General features: G+C 65.6%; 21 protein-coding genes. 18 read left to right on the top strand and 3 right to left on the bottom strand.

Annotated features, from left to right (window positions below):
• The coding region (locus DW2_RS04240; RefSeq protein WP_038143993.1) for an SDR family oxidoreductase at positions 1–247 on the top strand (247 nt) is incomplete at its 5' end.
• A 441-nt stretch (positions 248–688) separates the two neighbouring features.
• Here DW2_RS04240 and DW2_RS20270 read toward each other — a convergent pair.
• Positions 689–2,833 (bottom strand): OmpA family protein, encoded by a 2,145-nt coding sequence (locus DW2_RS20270; protein WP_051855338.1) that lies wholly within the window; start codon positions 2,831–2,833, stop codon positions 689–691.
• A 509-nt stretch (positions 2,834–3,342) separates the two neighbouring features.
• Between DW2_RS20270 and DW2_RS04230 the strand changes: the two genes are divergently transcribed.
• Together DW2_RS04230 and DW2_RS04225 are read left to right on the top strand one after the other, a co-directional pair.
• Positions 3,343–3,999 (top strand): dienelactone hydrolase family protein, encoded by a 657-nt coding sequence (locus tag DW2_RS04230; protein ID WP_081874841.1) that lies wholly within the window; start codon positions 3,343–3,345, stop codon positions 3,997–3,999.
• Positions 3,996–5,114 (top strand): CapA family protein, encoded by a 1,119-nt coding sequence (locus DW2_RS04225; protein WP_038143992.1) that lies wholly within the window; start codon positions 3,996–3,998, stop codon positions 5,112–5,114. The genes DW2_RS04230 and DW2_RS04225 overlap by 4 nt, the downstream gene beginning before the upstream one ends.
• 195 nt (positions 5,115–5,309) lie before the next feature.
• On the opposite strand, the gene DW2_RS04220 is transcribed toward DW2_RS04225, so the two are convergent.
• Complete coding sequence (locus tag DW2_RS04220) at positions 5,310–6,017, bottom strand: GntR family transcriptional regulator (RefSeq protein ID WP_038144065.1); 708 nt, start codon at positions 6,015–6,017, stop codon at positions 5,310–5,312.
• 100 nt (positions 6,018–6,117) lie between these two features.
• Here DW2_RS04220 and uxaC point away from each other — a divergent pair, with 100 nt between their 5' ends.
• From uxaC to DW2_RS04165, 11 genes are all read left to right on the top strand, one after another.
• The gene (gene uxaC / locus DW2_RS04215) at positions 6,118–7,524 is read left to right on the top strand and encodes a glucuronate isomerase (RefSeq protein ID WP_038143991.1); all 1,407 of its coding nucleotides are present in this window, start codon (positions 6,118–6,120) and stop codon (positions 7,522–7,524) included.
• 26 nt (positions 7,525–7,550) lie between these two features.
• Entirely contained in the window at positions 7,551–8,531 is a 981-nt protein-coding gene (locus DW2_RS04210) for a TRAP transporter substrate-binding protein (protein WP_038143990.1), read from the top strand.
• 64 nt (positions 8,532–8,595) lie between these two features.
• On the top strand, positions 8,596–9,153 hold the full coding sequence (locus DW2_RS04205; protein ID WP_038143989.1) for a TRAP transporter small permease: 558 nt from the start codon (positions 8,596–8,598) through the stop codon (positions 9,151–9,153).
• Between the two features lie 4 nt (positions 9,154–9,157).
• The gene (locus DW2_RS04200) at positions 9,158–10,438 is read left to right on the top strand and encodes a TRAP transporter large permease (protein WP_038143988.1); all 1,281 of its coding nucleotides are present in this window, start codon (positions 9,158–9,160) and stop codon (positions 10,436–10,438) included.
• Positions 10,439–10,449: 11 nt separating this feature from the next.
• On the top strand, positions 10,450–10,755 hold the full coding sequence (locus tag DW2_RS04195; RefSeq protein WP_081874840.1) for a cupin domain-containing protein: 306 nt from the start codon (positions 10,450–10,452) through the stop codon (positions 10,753–10,755).
• 11 nt (positions 10,756–10,766) lie between these two features.
• Positions 10,767–11,591 carry a 5-dehydro-4-deoxy-D-glucuronate isomerase gene (gene kduI, locus DW2_RS04190; protein ID WP_038143986.1) on the top strand — a complete coding sequence of 275 codons (825 nt, stop codon included), beginning with the start codon at positions 10,767–10,769 and terminating at the stop codon, positions 11,589–11,591.
• On the top strand, positions 11,588–12,331 hold the full coding sequence (gene kduD, locus DW2_RS04185; protein WP_038143985.1) for a 2-dehydro-3-deoxy-D-gluconate 5-dehydrogenase KduD: 744 nt from the start codon (positions 11,588–11,590) through the stop codon (positions 12,329–12,331). Before kduI ends, kduD begins: the two co-directional genes overlap by 4 nt.
• Positions 12,309–13,748, top strand: a complete 1,440-nt coding sequence (locus DW2_RS04180; RefSeq protein WP_051855385.1) for a mannitol dehydrogenase family protein — start codon at positions 12,309–12,311, stop codon at positions 13,746–13,748. Before kduD ends, DW2_RS04180 begins: the two co-directional genes overlap by 23 nt.
• Positions 13,745–14,935, top strand: coding sequence for a mannonate dehydratase (uxuA, locus tag DW2_RS04175; RefSeq protein WP_038143984.1), 1,191 nt, complete (start codon positions 13,745–13,747; stop codon positions 14,933–14,935). The genes DW2_RS04180 and uxuA overlap by 4 nt, the downstream gene beginning before the upstream one ends.
• Positions 14,928–16,448 (top strand): UxaA family hydrolase, encoded by a 1,521-nt coding sequence (locus tag DW2_RS04170; protein WP_038143983.1) that lies wholly within the window; start codon positions 14,928–14,930, stop codon positions 16,446–16,448. The genes uxuA and DW2_RS04170 overlap by 8 nt, the downstream gene beginning before the upstream one ends.
• Positions 16,448–17,326, top strand: a complete 879-nt coding sequence (locus DW2_RS04165; RefSeq protein WP_038143982.1) for a sugar kinase — start codon at positions 16,448–16,450, stop codon at positions 17,324–17,326. The genes DW2_RS04170 and DW2_RS04165 overlap by 1 nt, the downstream gene beginning before the upstream one ends.
• A gap of 285 nt (positions 17,327–17,611) precedes the next feature.
• Here DW2_RS04165 and DW2_RS04160 read toward each other — a convergent pair whose 3' ends face one another.
• The gene (locus DW2_RS04160) at positions 17,612–18,322 is read right to left on the bottom strand and encodes a cyclic nucleotide-binding domain-containing protein (protein WP_038143981.1); all 711 of its coding nucleotides are present in this window, start codon (positions 18,320–18,322) and stop codon (positions 17,612–17,614) included.
• Between the two features lie 242 nt (positions 18,323–18,564).
• Between DW2_RS04160 and DW2_RS04155 the strand changes: the two genes are divergently transcribed.
• The 4 genes from DW2_RS04155 to narH all read left to right on the top strand — a co-directional run bounded on the left by DW2_RS04155 (position 18,565) and on the right by narH (position 26,708).
• Entirely contained in the window at positions 18,565–19,929 is a 1,365-nt protein-coding gene (locus tag DW2_RS04155; protein ID WP_038143980.1) for an MFS transporter, read from the top strand.
• Between the two features lie 66 nt (positions 19,930–19,995).
• Complete coding sequence (locus tag DW2_RS04150) at positions 19,996–21,390, top strand: NarK family nitrate/nitrite MFS transporter (protein WP_038143979.1); 1,395 nt, start codon at positions 19,996–19,998, stop codon at positions 21,388–21,390.
• Positions 21,391–21,459: 69 nt separating this feature from the next.
• Complete coding sequence (locus DW2_RS04145) at positions 21,460–25,188, top strand: nitrate reductase subunit alpha (protein ID WP_038143978.1); 3,729 nt, start codon at positions 21,460–21,462, stop codon at positions 25,186–25,188.
• Positions 25,185–26,708, top strand: a complete 1,524-nt coding sequence (narH, locus tag DW2_RS04140; protein ID WP_038143977.1) for a nitrate reductase subunit beta — start codon at positions 25,185–25,187, stop codon at positions 26,706–26,708. The genes DW2_RS04145 and narH overlap by 4 nt, the downstream gene beginning before the upstream one ends.
• Positions 26,709–26,710 lie beyond the last annotated feature (2 nt).

Below are 26,710 nucleotides of genomic sequence, written 5' to 3'. Positions count from 1 at the left end.
CGCCGAATGGGCCGGGGCGAACGTGCAGGCCAACGCGATCGGGCCGGGCTACATGAAGACCGACATGACGCAGGTGCTGCAGGACGACCCGGCCTTCGACGGCTGGGTTCGTGGCCGCACCCCGGCCGGGCGCTGGGGCGATCCCGAGGAACTGCAGGGCGCGGTGGTTTTCCTCGCCTCGCCCGCCTCGGATTATGTGAACGGCCAGATCCTCTATGTCGATGGCGGCATGACCGCAGTTCTCTGATCCTCTTGATCCAGGTGGATGTCTCGATGCATAACGTGCGGTTCGCGCCGGGAACTCGCACGATCATTCGCGACCGATGCCGATGAGGAGGCGGCAGCCTCCCAAACGGCTGTCAGTCAGGTCCGCAAGGCGATTGAGGTTCGTCTCGTCAGGCGGAGTTGAGTTGACCCCATTTCCTGTTTCAATCTTGAGCCCCCGCCCTCCGATGCGGAGGCTTCTTTGCGATCATGAGACGCCACATGTCTTTCATCCAGCCGCGGATGGAGCCCGGTTGGTGTGCTCTGTCTGCCGAGTTTGGGCCGCCGGACGCGGGAGTATGCCGAGTTCCTTCCGATGGAGGGCGGCTCGCGCCTCATGGCCACCGCGTCATCCCGCAGTCGGGAGACCATGCGAAAAGGGCGCCCCGCGGGGCGCCCTTCGCTTTGCTCGTCGGCCTCGGTATCAGTTCGAAGCGACGCGGAGCAGGTCGGTGATGTTGCGCACGACGGTGCGGCGGTTGGCCTCCGAGGCCCCGTCGGTCTGCACCTTCAGGTCCTGCTCGCCGTAGCCCTGCACCACGAGGTTCTCCGCCGGGACGTTGAAATACTCGCTCAGAGCCAGCGCGACCGATTCCGCACGGCGGTCCGAAAGCGCGAGGTTGTAGGCGGCGCTGCCCACGGCGTCGGTGTGGCCCTCGACGAGGAACAGCTCGCGCGGGTTCTCCGCGATGCGCTGCTGGATCGCCTGACCGAGCGCCGAGAGGGCGCGGGCCTGGTCGGGCTGGATCGCGGCCGACCCGGTCTCGAAGGTGATGTTCTCGACCGAGACGGCGGGGGCGAGGGCTCGCACCTGCGGGATGTTGCGCACCTGCGAGAGGGTGAAGGCACGGTCGACGCCGGACTGGCGGGCGAGCGCGTCACGCAGGGCCTGCTGGTTGCTCGACGAGATCGTCGCGACGGGCTTTGCCTTCGGCAGTTTCGAGACCACCACCGGCTGGCCGCCGGCCGCGTCGTCGATGAGCAGGTACTTGCTGCCATCGGGCTGGATCAGCGTGCGCTTGAGGATCCGGCGCTGCGCGTCATAGACGGTCACGATCTGGCTGCCGTCCTGCTTGGTCACGATGGTGCGCGAGGAGCCGTCGGCGAAGTCCTGCGTGCGGATCGTCGAACCCGGCTGACGCAGGAGGGTGTTGTCGTCCTTCACCAGCTGGTAGGACCCGTCCGGGTTCTGCACCACCACCCGGTCGCCCGAGTTCACCGCGACTTTCGAGCCGTTGTTCAGGATCGCGCCGACGGCGAGGGCGCCGAGACCAGCGATCGCTGCGGTTTCGAGCGCGCTCATCCCGTCTTTCTTCTTCGCCGTGTCACCCGAGGCGGTCGCAGTGGTCTGTGCCTGTGCGGAGGGCTGCGCGTCCACCTGCGTCGAGAAATCCTGCGAGGCGCTGCGCGCGTTCTCCTCGGTCACGGTCTCCTCGGTCGTATTGACCTCATCGGCCGCGCCATCGGTCGGGGCCTTGAGCGCTTCGTTCTGAACGGCTTCCCCTTCGATCGCCTGCTGGGTGTCGCTCAGCGCATTCTCGAGCGTCTTGGCGGCTTCGGTCGCATTGGGGTCCTGGGCGGTCGTGTCGCTCGAGGCGGTTGCGTCGGCCTTGGCCGACCCGTCGGTCGCGGCCGTGTCATTCGTCTGGGTGGAGTTGGCTTCGGACTCGGCGCCCGTGGCCGCGCTGCCGTCCTGCGTCACTTCGGTATTCGACGTCGTGCCGGCATCGGCGCCAGCGTCCGTCCCCGTGTCGGTCGCGGTGGCAGCATCGGTCTGATCCATCGGTGCCGCCTGCGGCTCGCTGCTCGCGGACGCTTCGGGAGTCTCGGTCGCCTGATCGGTGGTCTGGTCCACCGGAACAGGGGCGTCCTGCGACGTCGTGTCCGGCGTGATTTCCTCGTTCGCGATATCCGAGCCGCTGGTTTCGGGTTGCAGCGGGACCGCATCCGAGGTGCCCGCGTCGGTGGCCCCATTGCCGTTCTCGGTGGTGTCCGTCTGGACCGCGGCGTCAGTGTTGGTATCGGTCGCCGCGGTGCCGGAAGCGGTGTCGCCCTCGGGGGCCACCGTCGTCGTGCTCGTTTCCGAGCCGCCTTCGATCGCGGCTTTCGCCGCAGCGTCTTCCGAGCCGCTGTCGGTGGTCGTCGCGGCATCGCTCGTGGCTGCGGGGTCCTGCTCGGCGGGCGGGTTCGCGCCCTCGATCGCGGCCTTCGCAGCCTGATCGGCGTCGCTGTCGCTCATCGGCGCGGTGGACCCGTCGCCGGAGGTCGAGGCGGAGCCATCCGTGGAGGTATTCGCATCCGGGGCGGGCTCGGTGCCCGCGCTGGTATCGGCGTTCACGCTGCCGTCGGTCTCCGCAGAGCCGTTGGCCTGGGTGTCGCTTTCCGGGGTGGTCGTCGCGGTGCCTTCGCAGGAGGCCGTCGCCTCCTCCATCGTCTTGCCATTCGCCATCTCGCTCGCGACGCAGCCGGTATCGGCGGCGGTCTGGGCGAGAACCTGAACCGGGATCACCGCAGGGCTGAGGGCGGCAAGGCCCGCCACGAGAGCAGTGGTCGTTTTGAGCTTCTTCATGGTAACTCCCTTCATCGCGGCAACTGGCCGCAGGTCGGGGATAAGAACGTGTCACGGCTCTGTGCGTTCCCTGTGACGCGCCGGACCGGCGGAAAACGGCGAATTGCGGTCGCGCAGTTCCGCTCCGCGTATCGCTGGGTGAAGGCGGCTCATGCGGTTTGCTTCGCCTGCTCGATCTGGTCGACCCTGAGCATTCTCCTCATAGCCTTCTCAAGGAAACGCTCCGAGAGGCTATGGCGCTACTGAGCATGGCGCATTTCCTGAAGCAGATCTTGGGCGTGTGGACCCGTTTGCCTGCTTCCGACGAGTGTGGATTGTGGGGCGGCAGCGCTGTTCAGCCGAGGCAGCGTCGCCGCGTGTGGCGCTCCAGTGGTGCGCAGAACCCGAGGGCTTCGGGATGCGGAGAACCTCGTCGCCGACGCCAAATTTCGGCGTCTGAGCGCAACATCCCCGTGCTTCTATTGATCGCGGTCATGTCGTAGCGCGCCGAGGGATGGGAACATCTCCTCATGGAAAACCACCGCACCATCCCGATCAAGATCCCGGTGACGGATCTCGAAACGCCGTTGCCCGGTGATCTGACGGTCTCCGGCACGGACACGGGGCTCGTGATCTTCGCCCACGGCTCGGGGTCGAGCCGGATGAGCCCGCGTAACCGCGCCGTCGCCCGCGCTCTGGCGCAGGCGGGGCTCGCGACCCTGCTGTTCGACCTGCTCACCGAGCCCGAAGCGGCGGACCGGGCCAATGTCTTCGACATTCCCCTTCTCGCGGGCCGGGTCGCGGACGCGGTCGCCTGGGCCCTGGGCGATCCACGGCTGTCCGGCCTCACGATCGGTCTCTTCGGGTCCTCGACAGGTGCGGCCGCGGCGCTGGTGGCTGCGGCGCGGCTGGCCGAAGATGTCGGAGCGGTAGTCTCGCGCGGCGGCCGTCCCGATCTGGCGGGTGACGCCCTTGAGCAGGTGACCGCGCCGACCCTGCTCATTGTCGGCGGGGCGGATCACGCGGTGATCGATCTCAACCGGGCGGCCTATGCGCATCTGCAATGCGAAAAGCGGCTCGATATCGTGCCCGGCGCCACGCATCTCTTCGAAGAACCCGGCACGCTGGAAACCGTGATGGATCTTGCGGCCAACTGGTTCACCGATCATCTGGGGCGGCGCAGGTGAGCCGACCCCCCGACTGCCTGCGCCTGTTTCTCGCGGGCGACGTGATGCTCGGCCGGGGCATTGACCAGATCCAGGCGCAGTCCTGCGATCCGCAGCTTTTCGAGCGCTTTGTCCCATCGGCACAGGATTACGTCACCTTGGCCGAACGCACGAGCGGCGAGATCCCGCGCGGCGTCGGGCCGGATTACGTCTGGGGCGACCTCCTGGAGGACCTCGAGGCGCGCACGGTGGATCTGCGGCTGGTGAACCTGGAGACGACGATCACCTCGGACGGCGAAAACGATCCGCGCAAGGGGATCCATTACCGGATGCACCCCGCCAATGTCGCCCTGCTCACCGCCGCGAAGGTCGATGCGGTGACGCTTGCCAACAATCACATGCTGGACTGGGGGCGGGGAGGTCTCGCCGAGACGCTCGCCACGCTCGATCGGGCCGGCATCGCCCGAGCCGGGGCGGGGTGGGACGAGGCGGAGGCCTTTGCGCCCCTGCGGATGCCGCTCGCGGGCGGCGGTCGGTTCGTGGTGTTCAGCGTCGCGCTGGGCGACAGCGGAGTGCCCGCCTCATGGGCAGCCACGCCGGACCAGCCGGGGGTGGCCTGTGCCGAGCCGCGCGATGTGGCCGCCCGGCTGACAGCGCAGCTTTCGGAGATCCGGCAGCCCGGCGATATCGTCGCCGTGTCGATCCACTGGGGCGAGAACTGGGGCTATCGGGTCGCTCCGGCCCATCGCGCGCTGGCCGAGGCGGTGGTGGGGCAGGGGGTCGATCTGATTTTCGGTCATTCCGCGCACCACCCGCGCGCGGCAGCGGTGATGCGGGGCCGGCTGCTGCTCTACGGGGCCGGCGATCTGGTCAACGATTACGAGGGGATCGGAGGGCAGGAAGATTTCCGCCCCGAACTCGTGCTGGGCTATGTCGCCGACTTCCGGCGCGACGGCGGCGCGTTGGTCGCGCTGGAGATGTTGCCCTATCGGCTCCATCGGTTCCGGCTCGAACGCGCGGACCGGGAGGCGCGGGACTGGCTGGCTGGCCGAATGGACCGCGAGGCGAGGGCGTTCGGCGGGCGGGTGAGAGCAACGGCGCAAGACACGCTCCGGTTCGAATGGGATGAGCCATAGGCGAGGCGTATCCGGGCGCACTGTCTGGGGGTCGATACGGTGGCGATCGTGTGGGTCTCGCGCTCGTGGCGGGGAAAGTGCCGGGAGACTACGGCCCCCGCATTCGCTACTTTTCCGAATTTTTCTTGGGACACCTGTCGCGCCTCACCTGCGCCGTGTCCTTTCAGGAGGATCGTTCTTCCTGCGCTGCGGTGCTCACTCCCGCTCGGGTTCGGGGTCGAAGAGCTCGGCGTGATCGCTCCGGATACGGCCGATCTGGTCGAGGATGCGGGCGAGGTGATCGCGCATCGCCTGCGTAGCTTGCTCGAGGTCGCGCGCCTCCAGCGCAGCCAGAATTTGCTGGTGGTCGTCGAACGCGTCTCGCGAGGCGAAGGAGAGCGAGAGCATACGCACCCGGTCCATGTGGCCCTTGTTCTCCGCGATCAGTTCCCAGGTGAAATCGAGCCCCGAGCGAATGCAGATCTCGCGGTGGAACTGGTCGTCGAGCTTGTGAAACAGGACCTTGTCGCCTTGCTCCATCGCCTTGCGCTGCTCCTCGATGAGGTCGCGCAAGGCGGCCAGATCACCCTCGGTGAGCGCCTCGGTCGCGACCCGTACCGTTTCCACCTCGAGCGCGGTGCGGATGAAGCGCGCCTGCATCACCGCCACCGCGGAAATCAGCGAAACCGTCGTCGCGCGCTGGGGTCGAATCACGAGGAAACCCTGCTTGGACAAGCGGTAGAACGCGTCGCGCACGGGCTGGCGTGACACCCCCATCTGCTTGGCGACGTCGACCTCGGAGAGCTTCGTGCCCGGAGGCAGTTCCAGCGACAGTACCTGCCTGTGGAGATGGGCAAAAACCTGATCCGAAACCGTCGGGCGATTGGTCAGTTCAAGCGGAGGCAGGAACACGGGCGCGGGCATCATTACTCCTCATTGACGACAAGAGCATACTAGCATATTAGTTTATCAGGCTGGCGAAAGTCCACCACCGAAACGATACACACGGGGGGAAAGAGACACCATGACGCTCTTGCACGAGGATCGACTCTTGCCGGTAGAGCCGGGGCTTCGGACCCTCGCGCGTGATCTCTACACCGCGGTCAAGGACGCGCCGATCGTGTCCCCGCATGGACATACCGACCCGCGCTGGTATGCCGAGGACACCCCGTTTCCCGATCCCGCGCAGCTCCTCGTGACGCCCGATCACTACGTGTTCCGGATGCTGCATTCGCAAGGCGTCGCGCTCGAGGATCTGGGCGTTCCGCGCGCCGATGGCGGGGTGAGCGAAACCGACGGCCGCAAGATCTGGCGCCTCTTCGGGCAGAATTATCATCTGTTCCGGGCGACGCCTTCGCGGATCTGGCTCGATCATGCGTTCGAAACCGTCTTCGGATTCACCGAACGGCTGAGTGCGGCCAATGCCGATATGTATTATGACCGGATCTCGGAGGCGCTCGAGCGCCCCGAGATGCGCCCGCGCGCACTCTTCGAGCGGTTCAACATCGAGGTGATCGCGACCACCGAAAGCCCGCTCGACGATCTGAAATGGCACCGCAAGATCCGCGAGAGCGGTTGGGGCGGGCGCGTGGTCACCGCCTATCGCCCCGATCCGGTGGTCGATCCCGATTTCAGCGGCTTCGCGAGCAATGTCGAGGAATTCTGTGCACTGGGTGGGCAATCCAGCACGTCCTTTGCCGCCTATCTCGACGCGCATCGCGACCGGCGGGCCTATTTCGCGTCCTTCGGGGCGACCTCGACCGATCACGGCCATGCGACGGCCGCGACGCTCAATCTCGATCGCGCGGCGACCGAGGCGCTTTATGACAAGGTGCTCTCCGGCAGGGCTGATGCGGCCGAACGCGAGGCCTTCCGTGCCCAGATGCTGACCGAGATGGCGAAACTCTCGGTCGAGGACGGGCTGGTGATGCAGATCCATCCTGGCGCCGCGCGGAACCATTCCGGCCCCGTGTTCGAACGGTTCGGGCGCGACAAGGGGTATGACATTCCGACGCGGACCGACTATGTGCGCGCGCTCGGCCCGCTGTTGGAGGCGGTGGGCGAGGAGACCGATCTGCGCGTGATCCTGTTCACGCTCGACGAGTCATCCTATGCGCGCGAACTGGCGCCCCTCGCGGGGGTCTATCCCTGCCTGCGGCTCGGTCCGGCCTGGTGGTTCCACGACAGTTTCGAGGGCATGTGGCGCTATCGCCAGATGACCACCGAAACCGCGGGGTTCTACAACACCGTGGGCTTCAATGACGACACCCGTGCCTATCTGTCGATCCCCGCGCGCCACGACGTCGCACGCCGGGTCGATGCCGGATTCCTCGCAACGCTGGTCGCCACGGGGCGGCTGACGGAGGAGGAAGCATACGAGGTCATCCAAGACCTCGCGCACAGGCTTGCGCGCCAAGCCTACAAGCTCTGAGAGAGCACTTTCTGGGAGGAGAGAGAATGACGAAAACCCTGACAACCCTCGCCGCGATGCTGGCCTCGGTCGCTTTCGCCGGCGCCGCATCGGCCTGCGACATGACGCTGCGCTCGTCGGACACCCACCCCGACGGTTACCCGACCGTCGAGGCGGTGAAAGCCATGGCCAAGGAGGTCGAGGCCAAGACCGATGGCCGGATCTGCATCGAGGTCTATCCCTCGGCCCAACTCGGCGAGGAGAAGGACACGATCGAGCAGACCCAGCTGGGGGTGATCGACATGGTCCGCGCCTCCTTCGGCACGTTCAACGACATCGTTCCGGAAACGCAGTTGTTCTCGCTGCCCTATCTGTTCCGCTCGGTCGAGCATCAACACCACGTTCTCGACGGCCCGATCGGCGCCGAGGTCGGCAAGGCCTTCGAGTCGCATGACCTGGTGCAGCTGGCGAATTACGATTCCGGCTCGCGCAGCTTCTACAACTCGAAGCACCCGATCAAATCGATCGCCGACCTGCAGGGGATGAAGTTCCGCGTCATGCAGAACGACGTTTTCGTCGACATGATGAAGGCACTCGGGGCCAATGCGACGCCGATGCCCTATGGCGAGGTCTATTCCGCGATCCAGACCGGGGTGATCGACGGGGCCGAGAACAACTGGCCCTCCTATGACAGCTCGGGCCATTACGAAGTGGCGAAATACTACACCCTCGACCAGCACCTCATGGTGCCCGAACTCGTGGCGATGTCGAAGATGACCTGGGACAAGCTGAGCCCCGAGGATCAGGCGGTGATCAAGGCGGCCGCGAAGAACTCCGAAACGCTCGAGCGCAAGCTCTGGGCCGAGCAGGAGAAGAAATCCGAGGAAAAGGTCGTGGCCGCCGGCGTGGAGGTCGTGTCGGATATCGACAAGCAGCCCTTCATCGACGCGATGAAGCCGGTCTACGACAAATACGTCACCACGGCGAAGGCCAAGGATCTGGTGGCGCGCATTCAGGCGACCAAGTGAGTTGACCTGCGGCCCTCCGCCGGCTGACGGCGGAGGGCTATCCCTTGCTTCGGAGATCCTTCCAATGCGCGACGTCTTGGAGAAACTGGCCGTCTTCACCGGCTGGCTTGGACAGCTTGCCCTGTGGTTGTCGGGCATCGGTCTGGTGCTGATGACGGCCTTCGTCTTTGCCCAGGTCTTTTACCGCTACGTCCTGTCCTCGAGCCTGTTCTGGGCCGAACCGGCAAGCGTCATCCTCATGGGGTGGTTCATCTTTCTGGGGGCGGCCGTCGGTATTCGCGAGGGGTATCACCTGAGCTTCGATGTGCTGCTCTATGTCCTGCCCGAGAAGCTGCGGCTGCTCTGCCATTCGATCTCCGATCTGGTGGTCGGCGCCTTCGGCTTCGGAATGCTCAAATACGGCTGGCAACTGGCGGACAAGATGGCGCCCACGACAATTTCGGGAATCGGCATCTCCGGCGCCTTCCGCTTCATGCCGGTCGCGGCGGGCGGGGCGCTGCTGATGATCTTCTGCGCGGAGCGGATCCTGCGAAGGCTGGCAGGGATGACGACGGTGCGCTTCGGCGACGATCACGAGGCGGACGAGCCCGAAGGCCGCGCCCAGACCAGCGGGGAGAACTGATCTTATGGAACTCTGGATCCTCTTTGGCACCTTCACGGTATTGCTGTTGATCGGCACGCCGGTGGCGTTCTGCCTCGGTGTCGCCTCCTTCGCGACGATCATTTATATCGGCCTGCCGCCGGTGGTGGTGTTCCAGCGCCTGAACTCGGGCGTGTCGGTCTTCGCGCTCATGGCGATCCCGTTCTTCATCTATGCGGGCGACCTGATGGTGCGCGGCGATATCGCGCGCAGGCTGGTGGCGCTTGCCGGCGCGCTGGTCGGGCATATCCGCGGCGGTCTGGGGCAGGTGAACATCCTCGCCTCGGTCATGTTCGGCGGCGTCTCGGGATCGGCGGCGGCCGATGCCTCGGCGGTCGGGGGCCTGATGGTCCCGCAGATGCGAGAGCGCGGCTATGGCGCGGATTACGGCGTCAACATCACCGTCACCGCCGCGATCATCGCCCTGATGCTGCCGCCCAGCCACAACATGATCATCTATTCGATATCGGCGGGCGGGAAGATCTCGATCGCCGATCTGTTCACCGCCGGTATCATCCCCGGGCTGCTGCTCGCGCTCTCGCTGATGGTGGCGGCCTATTTCGTCGCCAAGCGCCGCGGCTACCCGACCGAACCCTTCCCCGGTCGCCGGGCGCTGGGACGGCTGTTCTGGAACGCGGTGCCCGGTCTGATCATGATCCTGATCATCTTCGGCGGCGTGCGCTCCGGCATCTTCACGGCATCGGAAAGCTCGAATATCGCGGTGGTCTACGCGCTGCTCGTCACCGTGTTCCTCTACCGCACGATGACCTTCCCGGAATTCGTCGAGGCCACCAAGGCGGCGGTGCGCACGACCGCGATGGTGCTGATGGTGATCGGCTGCGCGGCCGCCTTCGGCTGGTTGCTCGCCTATCTGCAGGTTCCCGCGAAACTCATCCATGTGCTCGAGAATTTCTCGCACAACCCGATCGTGATCCTGCTTTTGATCAACCTGTTGCTGCTCGTGCTGGGCACGTTCATGGACATGTCGCCGCTGATCGTGATCACCACCCCGATCTTCCTGCCGGTGGCCGAGGCCTTCGGCGTGAACCCGGTGCATTTCGGCGTGATCCTGGTGCTCAATCTCGGCATCGGCCTGTGCACGCCCCCCGTCGGTGCGGTGCTGTTCGTCGGCTGCGCGGTGGGCAAGGTGCCGATCTCGACGGTGATGAAGTCGATCTGGCCGTTCTACCTCGCCGCCTTCGCGACGCTGATGCTGGTGACCTACATCCCCGCGCTGTCGCTCTGGCTGCCGCATATGTTCCATTGAGGAGGGCGCCGATGGCCTATCCCGTCACCTATCCCGATCGCGGCGTCGCGCGCCAGGTTCTGGCCGAGAGCCCGGAGCTGATGCTGGTCTCCGTCCGCTTCGAGGAAGGAGCCGAGGGCGCACTGCATTCGCATCCCCATGTTCAGGCCAGCTACTGCGCCTCGGGGCGGTTCCGGTTCCGTCTCGGCGGGGCCGAGCACGAACTGCGCGCGGGCGACAGCCTGATGATCCCGTCCGGGGTCGAACATGGCTGCCTGTGCCTCGAGGCGGGCGAGCTGATCGACAGCTTCACCCCGCGCCGCGACGATTTTCTTTGAAAGGATTGACCATGCTGAGTGTCGAGACCCGTCACGCGATCCACCCCGAGCACGCGCGCACCATGGGCACCGAGGAGCTTCGCCGCCATTTTCTCGGCGAGGGCCTCTTCGCGCCGGGCGAGATCCGCCTGATCTATACCCATTACGACCGCTTCACCCTTGGCGGGGCGGTGCCGGACGGGGCTCCGCTGACCCTCGACAAGGTCGAGGAGACCAGGACCGCCACCTTCCTCGAGCGTCGTGAGCTGGGCGTGGTCAATATCGGCGGGCCGGGCAAGGTGTCCGCGTCGGGCGAGAGCTGGGAGATGGGGCGCGGCGACGTGCTTTACCTCGGCATGGGGGCGGGGCCGGTGACATTCGAGGGCGAGGGGCGGTTCTACTTGACCTCCGCGCCCGCCCACCGGACCTTCCCCAACCGCCTGATCAAGCTCGAGGACGCGAACCGGGTCGAGCTGGGCGCGGCCGAAACCTCGAACAAGCGCATCATCAACCAGTTCATCCACCCCACCGTGATGGAGAGCTGCCAGCTCGTGCTGGGCTATACCCAATTGGTCGAGGGCTCGGTCTGGAACACGATGCCCGCCCATACCCACGACCGGCGCATGGAGGCTTATCTCTACTGGGGCATGGCGCCGGAATCGCGGGTGATGCACCTGATGGGCGAGCCGCAGGAAACCCGCCATCTGGTGATCGCCAACGAAGAGGCTGCGCTCTCGCCGCCCTGGTCGATCCATTCGGGGGCCGGGATCGGGGGCTATACCTTCATCTGGGCGATGGCGGGCGACAATGTCGACTACACGGATATGGATTTCGTGCAACCGGCGGAGCTGAAATGACCCCGTTTTCGCTCGAAGGACGTCGCGCGCTGGTGACCGGCGCCAATACCGGGATCGGGCAGGCGATCGCGATCTCGCTTGCCGCGCAAGGCGCGCAGGTGACCTGCGCGGGCCGGCGCGACTGCGCGCAGACCATCGCCGCGATCCGCGATGCGGGCGGGGAGGCCGAGGGTTTGCGTCTCGATCTCGCCGACCCGATGGCGGGGCAGGGCGTGTTCGAGGGGCAGGGCTATTCGATCCTTGTCAACAATGCGGGCATCATCCGCCGCGAAGACAGCCTCGATTTCACCGAAGCCGACTGGGACGCGGTGATGGATGTGAACCTCAAGGCGCTGTTCTTCACCACGCAGGCATTCGCGCGCGCCGCGCTGGAGGGCGGGACCACCCCCGCGGCTGTGGTCAATATCGCCTCGCTTCTGTCCTTTCAGGGCGGGATCCGCGTGCCTTCCTACACCGCGTCGAAACATGGCGTCGCGGGGCTGACCAAGATCCTCGCCAATGAATGGGCAGCCAAGGGGATCAACGTCAACGCCATCGCGCCCGGTTATATCGCCACCAACAATACCGAGGCCCTGCGCGCCGATGGCGCGCGCAATGCCGCAATTCTGGAACGCATCCCTGCCGGGCGCTGGGGCGAGCCGCACGATATCGGTGCCACGGCCGCCTTCCTGTGTTCGCCCGCCGCGCGCTACATCCACGGCGCGGTGCTCAATGTCGATGGAGGTTGGCTTGCCCGCTGAACGTCTCACCCGCACGCGACCCGCGCCGAAACCCGGCATCGTCCATCTCGGGCTGGGCGCGTTCTTCCGCGCCCATGGCGCCGTATATACGGAGAAGGCGATCGCGGCTTCGGGCGGCGATTGGGGGATCATCGGCGTTTCGCTGCAATCGCCGGGGATGCGCGACCGGCTGGCGCCGCAGGAGGGCTGCTATACGGTGCTCGAACTGGGCCCCGAGGGCGAGACCGCGAGCCGCGTCGAGGTGGTCACGGATGTTCTCGTCGCGCGCGAAGATCCCGCGCGCGTTCTCGAAGCCATGGCCGATCCCGCGATCCGGATCGTCACGCTCACCGTGACCGAAAAGGGCTATTGCCACGAACCCGCGAGCGGTGCGCTCGATCCCGCACATCCCGATATCGCGCATGACCTGAGCGAGCCGTTGCCGCGTTCGGCACCGGGCTATCTGGTGCGCGCGCTGGAGTTGCGCCGGGCGCGTGGGCTGCGCCCCTTCACCGTTCTGAGTTGCGACAACCTGCCGGAGAACGGTCGGATGGTGCGCGGCGTGGTGCTGGACCTCGCGCGGCGGATCGACTCCGATCTGGCCGCCTGGATCGAGGCCGAGGCGCGGTTTCCGGCCACCATGGTCGACCGGATCGTCCCCGCGACCAAGCCCGAGGATATCGCGCGGCTCGAAGAGATCGCAGGCTGGCACGATGCCGCCCCGGTGATGTGCGAGCCGTTCAGCCAATGGGTGATCGAGGATGATTTCGTCGATGGCGCACGGCCCGACTGGGGCTCGGCCGGGGCCGAACTCGTCGACGACGTCACTCCCTATGAACATATGAAGCTGCGCATGCTCAACGGCACGCATTCCGCGCTCGCCTATCTGGGATACCTCGCCGGGCACGAGACCATCGCCGATACCATGGCCGACCCGGTGCTCGCGCGCTTCGCGGGCCATCTGTGGACCGATGAGATCATCCCCGTGCTGACCCCGCCGCCGGGTGTCAGTCTCGCCGAATATGCCGCGGCGCTGGCGGCGCGCTATTCCAATCCGGGCATTCGCCACCGGACCTGGCAGATCGCGATGGATGGCAGCCAGAAACTGCCTCAACGTCTTCTGGGCACGGTCGCCGAGAACCTGGCCGCGGGGCGCAGCTGCCGGGGGCTGATGCTCGCGATCGCCGCCTGGATGCGCTATGTGGGCGGCATCGACGAACGGGGCGCACCGATCGAGGTGAAGGACCCGTTCGCCGCGAAACTGCGCGCGCTCTCCGACAGTGCGGAAGATCCAGCGGCCAAGGTCGCGGCGCTCTTGTCGCTGCGCGCGGTCTTTCCCGAGGCTCTGGCCGGGCAACTCCAGGAACCGGTTACGCGCGCCTATGAGGGTCTGGTGCAAAACGGCGCCCGTGCCGCCTGTGCGGAGGTCGCGCGATGATCGAGAGCTGGCGTTGGTATGGCCCTGATCTCGACGCGCTCTCGCTGCCCGAAATCGCGCAGACCGGGGCGTCGGGCATCGTCACGGCGCTTCACGAGATAGCCTATGGCGAGATCTGGCCGCGCGAGGCGGTCGCCGCGCGCCGCGCGCAGCTCGAGAAGGCGGGTTTCCATTGGAAGGTGGTCGAGAGCCTGCCGATCCACGAGCGCATCAAGCGGGGCGAGGGGGATCTCGGGCCGCTCTTTGCCAATTACCGCCAGTCGATGGCCAATCTCGCCGCCGAGGGCGTCACGACGATCTGCTACAATTTCATGCCGGTGCTCGATTGGACCCGCACCGATCTGGCCCATCCGCTGCCGCGCGGCGGCTCCTGCCTGCGCTTCGAGGCCTACCGGATGGCCGCCTTCGAGATCCACATGCTGGGACGCGAGGCGGCGGAAGATGCCTATGACGCACCCACACGCGCGCGCGCCGCAAGCTGGTTCCAGTCGGCAAGCGAAGGCGAGCGCGACGCGTTGCTGCAGGCGATCATGGCGGGGCTGCCCGGTGCCTTCGACCGCTATGACATCGCCGGGCTGCGGCAACAGATCGCGCTGTATGACGGGATCGGTCCCGATGAGATCCGGCGCAATTTCAAGCGTTTCCTCGATGAGGTCATTCCGGCCGCGGAAGATCTGGGCCTGCGCTTCGCGGTGCATCCCGACGATCCGCCGCGCGACATTCTGGGCCTGCCGCGGGTGGTCTCGGATGCGGAGGACATCGCGTGGATCCTGACCGCCCATGACAGCCCCGCCAACGGGCTCACCTTGTGCACCGGTTCGCTCGGGGCGAACCCGGCCAATGATCTGCCCGCGATCGCACGGCGCTTTGCGGATAGCATCCATTTCGCGCATCTTCGCAATGTGGTGAAGGATGCCGATGGGAGTTTCGAGGAGGCTGCGCATCTCGAGGGCGATACGGACATGGTCGCGGTGATCGCGGTGCTCCTCGAGGAAGAGGCGCGTCGGCGTGCGCTGGGGCGTGGCGATGCCGCGATCCCGTTCCGCCCCGATCACGGCCATGTCCTGCTCGACGATGTCGACCGGGCGGCCTTTCCGGGTTATCCGCTGATCGGACGGATGCGCGGGCTGGCCGAACTGCGCGGGGTGATCGCCGCCCTGCGCGCACAGGGGCGGGCCGATGTCTGACGTGATCGTCCTGCATCCCGGCGATACCGTCGCCGTCCTGCCCGCGCGGGCCGAGGCATGCAGCGCGCCGCTCGGCTCGGGCGTTCCGCTCGGGGCGCCGGTGGCGGCTGGCCACAAGATCGCCCGCAAGGCGATGGGGCAGGGCGATCCGGTGATCAAGTTCGGCCAGATCATCGGGCGCGCGAGCCGGCCGATCGCGATCGGCGAGCATGTCCATACCCATAATTGCGCCTTTTCCGGTCACGACCGCAGCCATCGTGTCGGGGCCGATCTGGCCCGCGCCGAGGCTGCAATCCCGAGGGGGAAGGCCCGAAGCTTCAAGGGCTATGTGCGGGAAGATGGCCGGGTGGGAACGCGCAATTTCATCGCGCTCTGCGCCACCGTCAATTGCTCGGCCACCGTGATCAGACGCGCGGCGGCCGAGATCGAGGCGGAGGGCACGCTTGCCGGTTATCCCGATGTCGACGGGATTGCGGCCTTCGCGCATGGCACTGGCTGCGGCATGGCTTCGACCGGCCGCGGTGCCGAAATTCTCGAACGGGTGCTCTGGGGCCATGCCACCCATCCCAATGTCGGCGCCGCGATTTTTGTCGGCCTGGGCTGCGAGGTGATGCAGATCGGCCGGATGCAGGCCCGTTTCGGAGAAGCCGGGACCGAGCGGTTCCACGCGCTCACCATTCAGGAGACCGGCGGAACCCGTGCCACGATCGAGGCGATCAAGGCGAAGGTTCGCGACATCCTTCCGCAGGTGAACGCCACGGGCCGCAGCGATTGTCCGGTCTCAGCCTTGCGGATCGGCCTGCAATGCGGCGGCTCGGATGGATTTTCCGGGATCACCGCGAACCCCGCGCTCGGCGTCGCCTCGGACCTGATCGTGGGGCAGGGCGGCGGCGTGATCCTGTCGGAAACCCCCGAGATCCACGGCGCCGAGGAGTTGCTGTTGCGGCGCACCACCCCCGAAGTGGCGCGACAACTCACCGACTGCCTGCAATGGTGGGAAGAGTATTCCGCGCAGGGCGGCGGCTCGATGGACAACAATCCCAGCCCCGGCAACAAGCAGGGCGGCATCACCACGATCCTCGAGAAATCCCTCGGCGCCGTGGCCAAGGCGGGGGCGACACCGCTGCGCGCCTTCTACGACTATGCCGAGCAGGTCACCACGCCGGGATTGAGCTTCATGGACAGTCCCGGCTACGATCCGGTCTCGGCGACCGGCCAGATCGCGGGCGGCGCGCAAATCGTCGTGTTCACCACCGGGCGCGGCTCCGCCTTCGGGTCGAAACCCGCGCCGACGCTCAAGCTGGCGACCTCGGACCGGCTGATGGCGGCGATGCCCGATGACATGGATCTGGGCTGCGGCGACATCCTGAGCCGAGGGGTGGCGATCGAGGACAAGGGAAAGGAGATCTTCGAGGCGATCCTGCGCGTGGCCTCTGGTGCGCGGACGAAATCGGAGATCCTGGAGCTGGGCGATAATGAATTCCAACCCTGGCAACTGGGAGCGGTGATGTAATGGGAAGACCGGTGATTGCCTGTGTCGGCGAGGCGATGGTGGAACTGTCCTTCGACCGTGCCGAGGGACGGATCGGCTTCGCGGGCGATACGCTCAATACCGCGGTCTATCTCTCGCGGGAGATCGGCAAGGCGGGGCAGGTCGAATTCGTGACCACTCTGGGCCGTGACGGCGTCTCGGACCGGATGATCGCCTTTATCGAGGCGGAGGGCGTGGGCACGGCGCGCATCCGCCGCCATCCCGAGCGCCTGCCCGGGATCTATGCCATCGCGGTCGACGCGCAGGGCGAGCGCAGCTTCTCCTACTGGCGCGACCAGTCGGCGGCGCGCACGTTGTTCGAGGACGGGTTCGCGCAGCTGGCGGGTGCCGACCTGATCTATCTCAGCGCCATCACGCTGGCGATCCTGCCGCCCGAACGCCGGTATGCGCTTCTGGATCATCTGGCCGCTCACGAGGCGCGGGTGGCCTTCGATTCCAATTATCGGCCGCGGCTGTGGGAAGATGCACGGACGGCCCGCGAGGTGACGGAAGCCGCCTGGCGGATCACCGATATCGCGCTGCCTTCGCTCGATGACGAGATGGCGCTGTTTGGTGATGCCGACGCGCAGGCGGTGCGGGCGCGTCTCAACGGCTGGGGTGCGCGTCAGGGCGCGTTGAAGATGGGCGCGCGCGGGGCGTTGCCGCTTGATCCGGCGGTCACCTGCCCCGATCTGCAGGCGGCCGAGACGGTGGTGGACACGACCGCGGCGGGCGACAGTTTCAACGGAGCCTGGCTGGCCGCCCATCTCAACCAGCTTACGGATGCGGAATGTCTGCTTCGGGGCCATGCGCGCGCGCTTGACGTCATCGCACGGCCGGGCGCGATCCTTCCGCGCTGAGCGCGATGATCCAAAGCGCGAGCCTCAACGCGACGGAGCGTGCAGGATAGGGTGAGGCCGTCCTGTGGGGAGGATTCCGCTCCAACTGCGCGCGATGCGGTGACCTCTCCGACGAGTTCAAGCGCCAACGGGCGGGGCGTTTGGGAAACGCCACGACAGATCGTGATGATCTGCCGGTGCCGGGCCGTCACGGCTCGCCGGTAAAGGCGGGCCATGTCGTCTTCCCCGAGGCGCGCAGCGCGTCGCAAGGCCAGATCGCCCTCGACCTTCGACGGGGCGAGAGACTTACCCGAAGGGATCGTCGATCAGATGGGTCGGTTTCGCGAACTGCCGCAGCTCGTCGATATTCGTGAGCGTCACGTGGCTTCCCTCGACCTCCACGCCGTAGGGCTGGATTTGCCGTAGCGCGCGGCTGAGGTTTTCCGGGGTCATGCCGAGATAGGAGGCGAGCCGCCGCTTCTCGATCCCCAGATCGAACGAGGCCACGCCCCCCGCGGCCTCGCTGCGGTAGATGAAGTAATTCGCGAGCCGCTCGAGCGAGGTGCGCAGCTTCAGGTTCTTGGTGTTCTTCACGACCCGGCGATAGGCGTTGGCGAGTTCGCCCACCACCGCCCGCGCGAATGTCGGCTCGACATCGAAGATCGCGCGCACGTCCTCGGAGGGCACCAGCACGATGCGGGATTTCTCGAGCGTGCGGGCCGACATCAGATAGGGCGCGTTGCGGATCGTCGCCGCGAGGATGAAGGTCGCGACGGGCTCCACTGTGGCCATGGTCGTCTCGCGGCCGTTCCAAGAGGCGAAGAGCTCCACCGAGCCGGAGATGACCACATGCAGGAAATCGCTCGTTTCCCCTTCGCTGATGAGTTCGATCAGCGGCGGGAAATTCTGCACATAGGCGCCCCGCATCAGGGCGGCGAAATGCGCGTCATCGAGACCCGAGAAGAGTTCGAGCGAACGAATCTCGGCGGCTTCCTCGTCTGTTACCCGAATAGTCATCCTGCACCTCCGGGATCCAAGACGCCCCTATAATTGATAAATGTCAAGCGTCGAATTGATGCGACCATAACGGAAACTTGATCTTGACGTCAGGTTAGTATGACCGATCTTGAGCCGCCGTTTTTTTCGCTGCGCGTGCATTCAGGATTTGATCGAAATCAAGCTCCTCGTGCCGCTACTCATGTTCCGGTTCCCGCAGAACCTTCCGATGCGAAGTCGGAACGGAATTCTGGAGGGACATCATGCACACACTCGATGGAGTCACACGCTCCGACCAGTATCGGGCGCTAGGGCTCAGCACCTTCGCCTTCACCGTCTGTTTCGCGGTCTGGACGATCTTCTCGATCATCGGCGTGCGGATCAAGCAGGAACTGGGCCTGTCGGACACCCAGTTCGGCCTGTTGGTCGCGACGCCGGTTCTCACCGGCTCGATCAGCCGGATCTTTCTCGGTGTCTGGACCGAGCAGTTCGGCGGCCGGATCATGTTCCCCCTGCAGATGCTGATCACCTCCGTCGCGGTCTGGCTGCTCGCGACGGTGCACAGCTATGAAGTCTTCCTGATCGCCGCGCTCGGCCTCGGCCTTGCGGGCGGGTCGTTCATCGTCGGTGTCGCCTACACGTCGCGCTGGTTCGAGAAAGAGCGCCAGGGCACCGCGCTGGGCATCTTCGGCGCGGGCAATGTGGGCGCGGCCGTCACCAACTTCGCGGCCCCCTTCCTCGTCGTCGCGCTCGGCTGGACCGGCACGGCGAAGGTCTACGCGGTCGTTCTGGCCGCGACCGCCGTTCTCTTCTACCTGCTCGCCAAGACCGACCCGGTGCAGGAAGAGCGCAAGAGAACCAAGGCCAAGCCCGTCTCCGCCGGCACGCAGCTCGAACCGCTGAAGAACATGCAGGTCTGGCGTTTCGCGACCTATTACTTCTTCGTCTTCGGCGGCTTCGTCGCGCTCGCCTCCTTCCTGCCGCGCTATTACGTGGGCGCCTACGGGCTGCCGCTGACCACGGCGGGCGTGTTCGCGGGCTTCTACTCGCTGCCCGGCTCCGTCTTCCGCGCCCTGGGCGGCTGGATGTCGGACAAATGGGGCGCACGCTTCGTGATGTATCTGACCTTCCTCGTCTCGCTCGTGCTGCTCTTCGTCATGAGCTATCCCGAGACCAGCTACACGGTCGCGGGCATCCACGGACCGATCGCCTTCACCTTCGGATTGAACGCGACGATGTTCATGCTGATGACCGTGGTGCTGGGCTTCGTGATGAGCCTCGGCAAGGCGGCAGTCTACAAGCATATCCCGGTCTATTACCCGCACCATGTGGGCGCGGTGGGCGGCCTCGTGGGGATGATCGGCGGCCTGGGCGGTTTCTTCCTGCCGATCGCCTTCGGCTTCCTGCTCGACCGTACCGGGGTTTGGACCGCGCCCTTCATGCTGATGTTCGTGCTGGTTCTGGTCTCCACGATCTGGATGCATGTCGCGATCCGTCGGATGGAGCGCGCCCGTCACCCGGCTCTCGCCGAGGAAACGCATCTGTCCGATCTGCCGGAGACGCCGCTTGCGGCTCCGCAGGACGCGCCCGAGCGCGAACCCCGCGTCGTCCCGCATCCGGCGCGCTGATCTTGCGCCCAGGCGGGCCGGTGCTCGGCCCGCCCCTTCCCAAAGAGCTTTCAAAGGAACAAAGCCATGGCCACCACTGTCGCAACCTCCGGCCAGAGCGGACACCTTCTGACCGATTGGCGGCCCGAAGATCCGGCCTTCTGGAAAGAACGCGGCCGCGCGATCGCGACCCGCAACCTCTGGATCTCGATCCCCAACCTTCTCCTCGCCTTCTCGGTCTGGATGGTCTGGTCGGTCGTCGTCGCCAAATTGCCCGCGATCGGGTTCAACTACGCGACGGGCCAGCTCTTCTGGCTGGCAGCGCTTCCGGGCCTCTCCGGGGCGACGCTGCGGATCTTCTACAGCTTCATGATCCCGATCTTCGGCGGGCGCAAATGGACGGCGCTCTCGACCGCCTCGCTGCTGCTTCCCGCGCTCGGGATCGGCTTTGCGGTGCAGAACCCGAACACGCCCTATGTCGTATTCCTGCTGCTCGCGCTCCTGTGCGGCTTCGGCGGCGGCAACTTCGCCTCCTCGATGGCCAATATCGCCTATTTCTACCCGAAGAAGACCAAGGGCAACGCGCTTGCGCTGAATGCGGGTCTGGGCAATGCGGGCGTCTCGGTGATGCAGTTCGTGGTGCCGATCGTCATCACCACGGGTGTGTTCGGCGCGCTTGGCGGCGAGCCGCAGCAACTCAGCGCCGGCGGCGAGCTCTTCTTGCAGAATGCGGGCTTCATCTGGGTGCCCTTCATCGTGATCTCGGCGCTTGTCGCCTGGTTCGGGATGAATGACATCGCCTCGGCGAGCGCCTCGTTCAAGCAGCAATCGGTGATCTTCTCGCGCTTTCACAACTGGGTGATGTGCCTGCTCTATACCGGCACCTTCGGCAGCTTCATCGGCTATTCCGCGGGCTTCCCACTGCTGATGAAGACCCAGTTCCCGGATGTGAACGCGCTGCAATACGCCTTCCTCGGTCCGCTCGTGGGCGCGCTGAGCCGGGCGGCGACGGGCTGGGTTTCGGACAAGTTCGGCGGCGGCCGGGTGACCTTCTGGACCTTCCTCGGGATGATCGTCGCGGTCTGGGGCGTGCTGCAGTTCCTGCCGTCGGCGGGCGATGCGGGCAACTTCTGGGGCTTCTTCGCCTGCTTCATGGCGCTGTTCTTCCTGACCGGCGTCGGCAATGCCTCGACCTTCCAGATGATCCCGACGATCATGCGCCGCGAGGTGCCCCGCCTGAACCCGGGGCTCGACGATGCTGCCACGCTCAAGCAGTCGGAACTCGAGAGCTCGGCCATCATCGCCTTCACCTCGGCGATCGCGGCCTACGGCGCCTTCTTCATCCCGAAATTCTACGGCACGTCGATCAGCCTGACCGGGGCTCCGAATGCGGCGCTGTGGGGGTTCATGGCCTTCTACGCGATCTGCGTGGTGGTGACCTGGTTCTTCTACAGCCGCAAGGGCGCCTCCGTTCCCTGCTGATGCGACCGGCGCGCGCCTCGCGTCCCTTGGCGCGCGCCTCGATACCTCTTTTTCGCTAGGAGACGCGAGATGAGCCATCTGCTCGATAGACTCAACTTCCTTCAGTCCAAGGAATTGGAGCAGTTCGCCAACGGTCATGGACAGGTGACCCGGGAGAACCGCGACTGGGAAGACACCTACAGAAATCGCTGGCGCCACGACAAGGTGGTGCGCTCGACCCATGGCGTGAACTGCACCGGATCGTGTTCGTGGAAGATCTACGTCAAATCGGGGATCGTGACCTGGGAAACCCAGCAGACCGATTACCCCCGGACCCGACCCGATCTGCCCAACCATGAACCGCGGGGCTGCGCGCGCGGCGCCTCCTACAGCTGGTATCTCTACAGCGCGAACCGGATCAAGAACCCGCTCGTGCGCGGCCGGTTGCTGAAGATGTGGCGCGAGATGCGCAAGACGAAGGCCCCCGTGGCCGCCTGGAGCGCGATCCAGAACGATCCGATCCTGCGCGCCGAATATACCCGCACCCGCGGCAAGGGCGGCTTCGTCCGCGCGAGCTGGGACGAGGCGACCGAGATCGCCGCCGCCGCCAATGCCTATACCGCCAAGACCTACGGCCCCGACCGGGTCTTCGGTTTCTCGCCGATCCCCGCGATGTCGATGGTCAGCTATGCCGCGGGCTCGCGCTACCTGTCGCTTCTGGGCGGCACCTGCATGTCCTTCTACGACTGGTATTGCGACCTGCCGCCGGCCAGCCCGCAAACCTGGGGCGAGCAGACCGACGTGCCGGAATCGGCGGACTGGTACAATGCGGGCTTCCTGCTGATCTGGGGCTCGAACGTGCCGCAGACGCGCACGCCGGACGCGCATTTCTACACCGAGGCGCGCTATCGCGGCACCAAATCCGCGGTGATTTCGCCCGATTACTCGGAAGCCTCGAAATTCGGGGATATCTGGCTCAACCCCAAACAGGGCACCGACAGTGCGCTTGCGATGGCGATGGGCCATGTGATCTTGCGCGAATTCCATCTCGACCGGCAGGCCGCCTATTTCGAGGATTACGCGCGGCGCTATTCGGACATGCCGATGCTGGTGGCGCTCGACGAAAAGGACGGCCACCATATTCCGGGCAAGCTCCTGCGCGCCTCCGATCTCGCCGAGGGGCTGGGAGAGACGAACAATCCCGACTGGAAGACCGTCGCCGTCGGAGAGAAGGACGGCGAGATGATCGTGCCGAACGGCTCGGTCGGCTTCCGCTGGGGCGAGGAAGGCAAGTGGAACCTCGAGGAGCGGGCAGGCGAGACCGAGGCCAAGCTGCGCCTGAGCCAGATCCTCGACGAGCATCACGACGATGTGGTGGGCGTCGACTTCCCCTATTTCGGGGGCGCCGCGACCGCGAATTTCGTGAAATGCGAGCATCCCGAGGTTCTCACCCGCAACGTGCCGGTGAAACGCGTCACCCTTGCCGACGGGCGCGAGGCGATGGTCGCGACGGTCTTCGATCTGCTCTGCGCCAATTACGGGCTCGACCGGGGTCTGGGCGGCGAGTGGGTCAGTGCCGATTACGGTGACGATCTTCCCTACACGCCCGCCTGGGCCGAGAAGATCACCGGCGTTTCGGCCGACAAGATCATCGCCGTGGCGCGCGAATTCGCGACCAATGCCGAGAAGACGCAGGGCAAGTCGATGGTGATCCTCGGGGCCGGTCTGAACCACTGGTACCACATGGACATGAACTATCGCGGCATCATCAACCTGCTGGTGATGTGCGGTTGCGTCGGCCAATCGGGCGGCGGCTGGAGCCATTACGTCGGCCAGGAGAAGCTGCGCCCGCAGACCGGATGGCTGCCGCTGGCCTTCGCGCTCGACTGGAACCGTCCGCCGCGGCACATGAACTCGACCTCGGCCTTCTACGCCCATACCGATCAATGGCGTTACGAGACGCTCGGCGCGGGCGAGATCCTGTCGCCGACCGCGCCCGAGGGCGACTGGGACGTGAGTCTGATCGACTACAATATCCGCGCCGAGCGGATGGGCTGGCTGCCCTCCGCCCCGCAGCTCAAGACCAACCCGCTCGAGGTGGCCAAGGCCGCCAAGGCCGCAGGGATGGAGCCGAAGGACTACGTCGCGCAGAAGCTCAAATCGGGCGAGCTGCAGATGTCGTGCGAGGATCCCGACGCGCCCGAGAACTGGATGCGCAACCTCTATGTCTGGCGCTCGAACCTGCTCGGATCGTCGGGCAAGGGGCACGAGTATTTCCTGCGCCACCTGCTGGGCACCGATAGCGGCGTGCTGGGCAAGGATCTGGGCGAGGAGGGCGGCGCCAAACCCGTCGAGGCGGTCTGGCATGACGAAGCCCCGGAAGGGAAGCTCGACCTGCTCGTGTGCATCGACTTCCGGATGTCCACCACGGCGGTCTATGCGGATGTCGTGCTGCCCACCGCATCCTGGTACGAGAAGAACGATCTCAACACCTCGGACATGCACCCGTTCATCCACCCGCTTCAGGCGGCGGTCGATCCGGCCTACGAGTCGAAATCGGATTGGGAGATCTTCAAGGCGATCGCGAAGAAATTCCAGGAGGTCGCGCCGGAGGTCCTGGGCGTCGAGACCGATATCGTCCAGGTCCCGATCCTGCATGACACCGCGGGCGAACTGGCCCAACCGGACGTGCGCGACTGGAAGAAGGGCGAATGCGACCTGATCCCGGGCAAGACCGCGCCCAACTATGTCGCGGTGGAGCGGGATTATACCGCGCTCTACGATCGCTTCGTCGCGCTCGGGCCGCTGCTCGACAAGCTCGGCAATGGCGGCAAGGGCATCGGATGGGACACCAGGCACGAGGTCGAGGAGCTGCGCAAGCTCAACGGCGTCTGGCAGGATGGCCCGGCCGAGGGTTGCGCGAAGATCCTCAGCGATATCGACGCGACCGAGGTGATCCTGATGCTCGCCCCGGAAACCAATGGCGAGGTCGCGGTGAAGGCCTGGGAGGCGCTCGAGAAACCCACCGGGCGGGAGCACAAGCACCTTGCCGAGGGGCAGGAGCACACCAAGATCCGCTTCCGCGATGTCGCCGCGCAGCCGCGCAAGATCATCTCCTCGCCCACCTGGTCGGGGATCGAGAGCGAGGAGGTCTGCTACAATGCGGGCTATACCAACGTTCACGAACTGATCCCGTGGCGCACCCTGACCGGACGTCAGCAGCTCTACCAGGATCACCTGTGGATGCGCGCCTTCGGCGAAGGCTTCGTCCAATACCGCCCGCCGGTGGACCTGAAGACGGTGACGCAGGAGGTGCTCGACGGCGACGAGAAGCATGTCGTGCTGAACTTCATCACGCCGCACCAGAAATGGGGCATCCACTCGACCTATTCGGACAACCTGCTGATGCTCACGCTCAACCGGGGCGGGCCGGTGGTCTGGCTCTCCGAGACCGACGCGCAGGCGGCCGGGATCGAGGATAACGACTGGGTCGAGGCCTATAACGTGAACGGGGCCCTCACCGCGCGGGCGGTCGTCTCGCAGCGGATGAAGGAGGGCACGGTCTTCATGTACCATGCCCAGGAGAAGATCGTGAATACGCCGGGCTCCGAGAAGACCGGCCTGCGCGGCGGGATCCACAACTCGGTCACCCGCGCCACGCTCAAGCCCACCCACATGATCGGCGGCTATGCCCAGCAATCCTACGGTTTCAACTATTACGGCACCGTGGGCTCGAACCGCGACGAGTTCGTCATCGTCCGCAAGATGAAGAAGATCGACTGGCTCGACCAGCCGGCCAAACAGGAGGCCGCAGAATGAGAGTGCGCGCACAAATCGGCATGGTGCTGAACCTCGACAAATGCATCGGGTGCCACACCTGCTCCGTCACCTGCAAGAACGTCTGGACGAGCCGCGACGGCGTCGAATACGCGTGGTTCAACAATGTCGAGACCAAGCCCGGCACCGGCTATCCGACCGACTGGGAGAACCAGAAGCGCTGGAATGGCGGCTGGACCCGGTCGCGCTCGGGCAAGCTGGTCCCGCGGCAGGGCTCGAAATGGCGGATCGTGGCGAATATCTTCGCCAATCCCGACCTGCCCGAGATCGACGACTATTACGAGCCGTTCGATTTCGATTACGACCACCTGAAATCGGCCCCCGAGATGAAGGCCTTCCCGACGGCGCGGCCGCGATCGAAGATCACCGGCGAGCGGATCGAGAAGATCGAGAAGGGGCCGAACTGGGAGGAGATCCTGGGCGGCGAGTTCTCCAAGCGCTCGCAGGATTACAACTTCGAGGGCGTGCAGAAGGAGATCTACGGGGAATACGAGAACACCTTCATGATGTATCTCCCCCGCCTGTGCGAGCATTGCCTCAACCCGGCCTGCGCCGCCTCTTGCCCCTCGGGCGCGATCTACAAGCGCGAGGAAGACGGGATCGTGCTGATCGACCAGGAGAAATGCCGCGGCTGGCGGATGTGCGTCTCCGGCTGTCCCTACAAGAAGGTCTATTACAACTGGTCGACCGGCAAATCCGAGAAATGCACGCTGTGCTATCCCCGGATCGAGAGCGGCAACCCGACGGTCTGTTCGGAAACCTGCGTGGGGCGCATCCGCTATCTCGGGGTGATGCTCTATGACGCCGACAAGATCGAGACGGCGGCGAATGTGCCTTCCGAAAAACAGCTTTACGATGCGCAGCTCGACGTCTTCCTCGATCCGAACGATCCGGTGGTGATCGAGACCGCCCGCGCCGATGGCGTTCCCGAAGACTGGATCAAGGCGGCGCAGGAAAGTCCGATCTGGAAGATGGCGATGGAATGGAAGGTCGCTTTCCCGCTCCATCCCGAATACCGGACGCTGCCGATGGTGTGGTACATCCCGCCGCTCTCGCCGATCCAGAACGCCGCCGAGGCGGGCGCGATCGGCATGGACGGCGCGATGCCCGATGTCAAAAGCCTGCGGATCCCGCTGCGGTATCTTGCGAACATGCTGACCGCGGGCGACGAGGCCCCGATCGCCGCGGCGCTCGAGCGGATGCTGGCGATGCGCGCCTATATGCGTGCCAAGACGGTGGACGGGGTGAAGGACGAGGGCATTGCCACGCGTGTCGGCCTCTCGGGCCGGGTCATCGAGGACATGTACAAGATCATGGCGCTCGCCGATTACGAGGACCGTTTCGTGATCCCGACCACGCATCGCGAACAGGTCGAGGATGCCTACGACCTGCGCGTGGGCGAGGGCTTCACCGATTGCAACGGCTGTTCGACGGGGATCTCGAAAGGTTCGCTCTTCGGCGGGCAGAAGCGGCCGCTGAAGATGCCGCAGGAGGTGAAGTGATG

Origin of the sequence: Thioclava atlantica, assembly GCF_000737065.1 — a bacterium.
Classification (GTDB): domain Bacteria; phylum Pseudomonadota; class Alphaproteobacteria; order Rhodobacterales; family Rhodobacteraceae; genus Thioclava; species Thioclava atlantica.
Note: the sequence above shows the minus strand (reverse complement) of the source record. Positions and strands in the feature narration are given on the sequence as shown.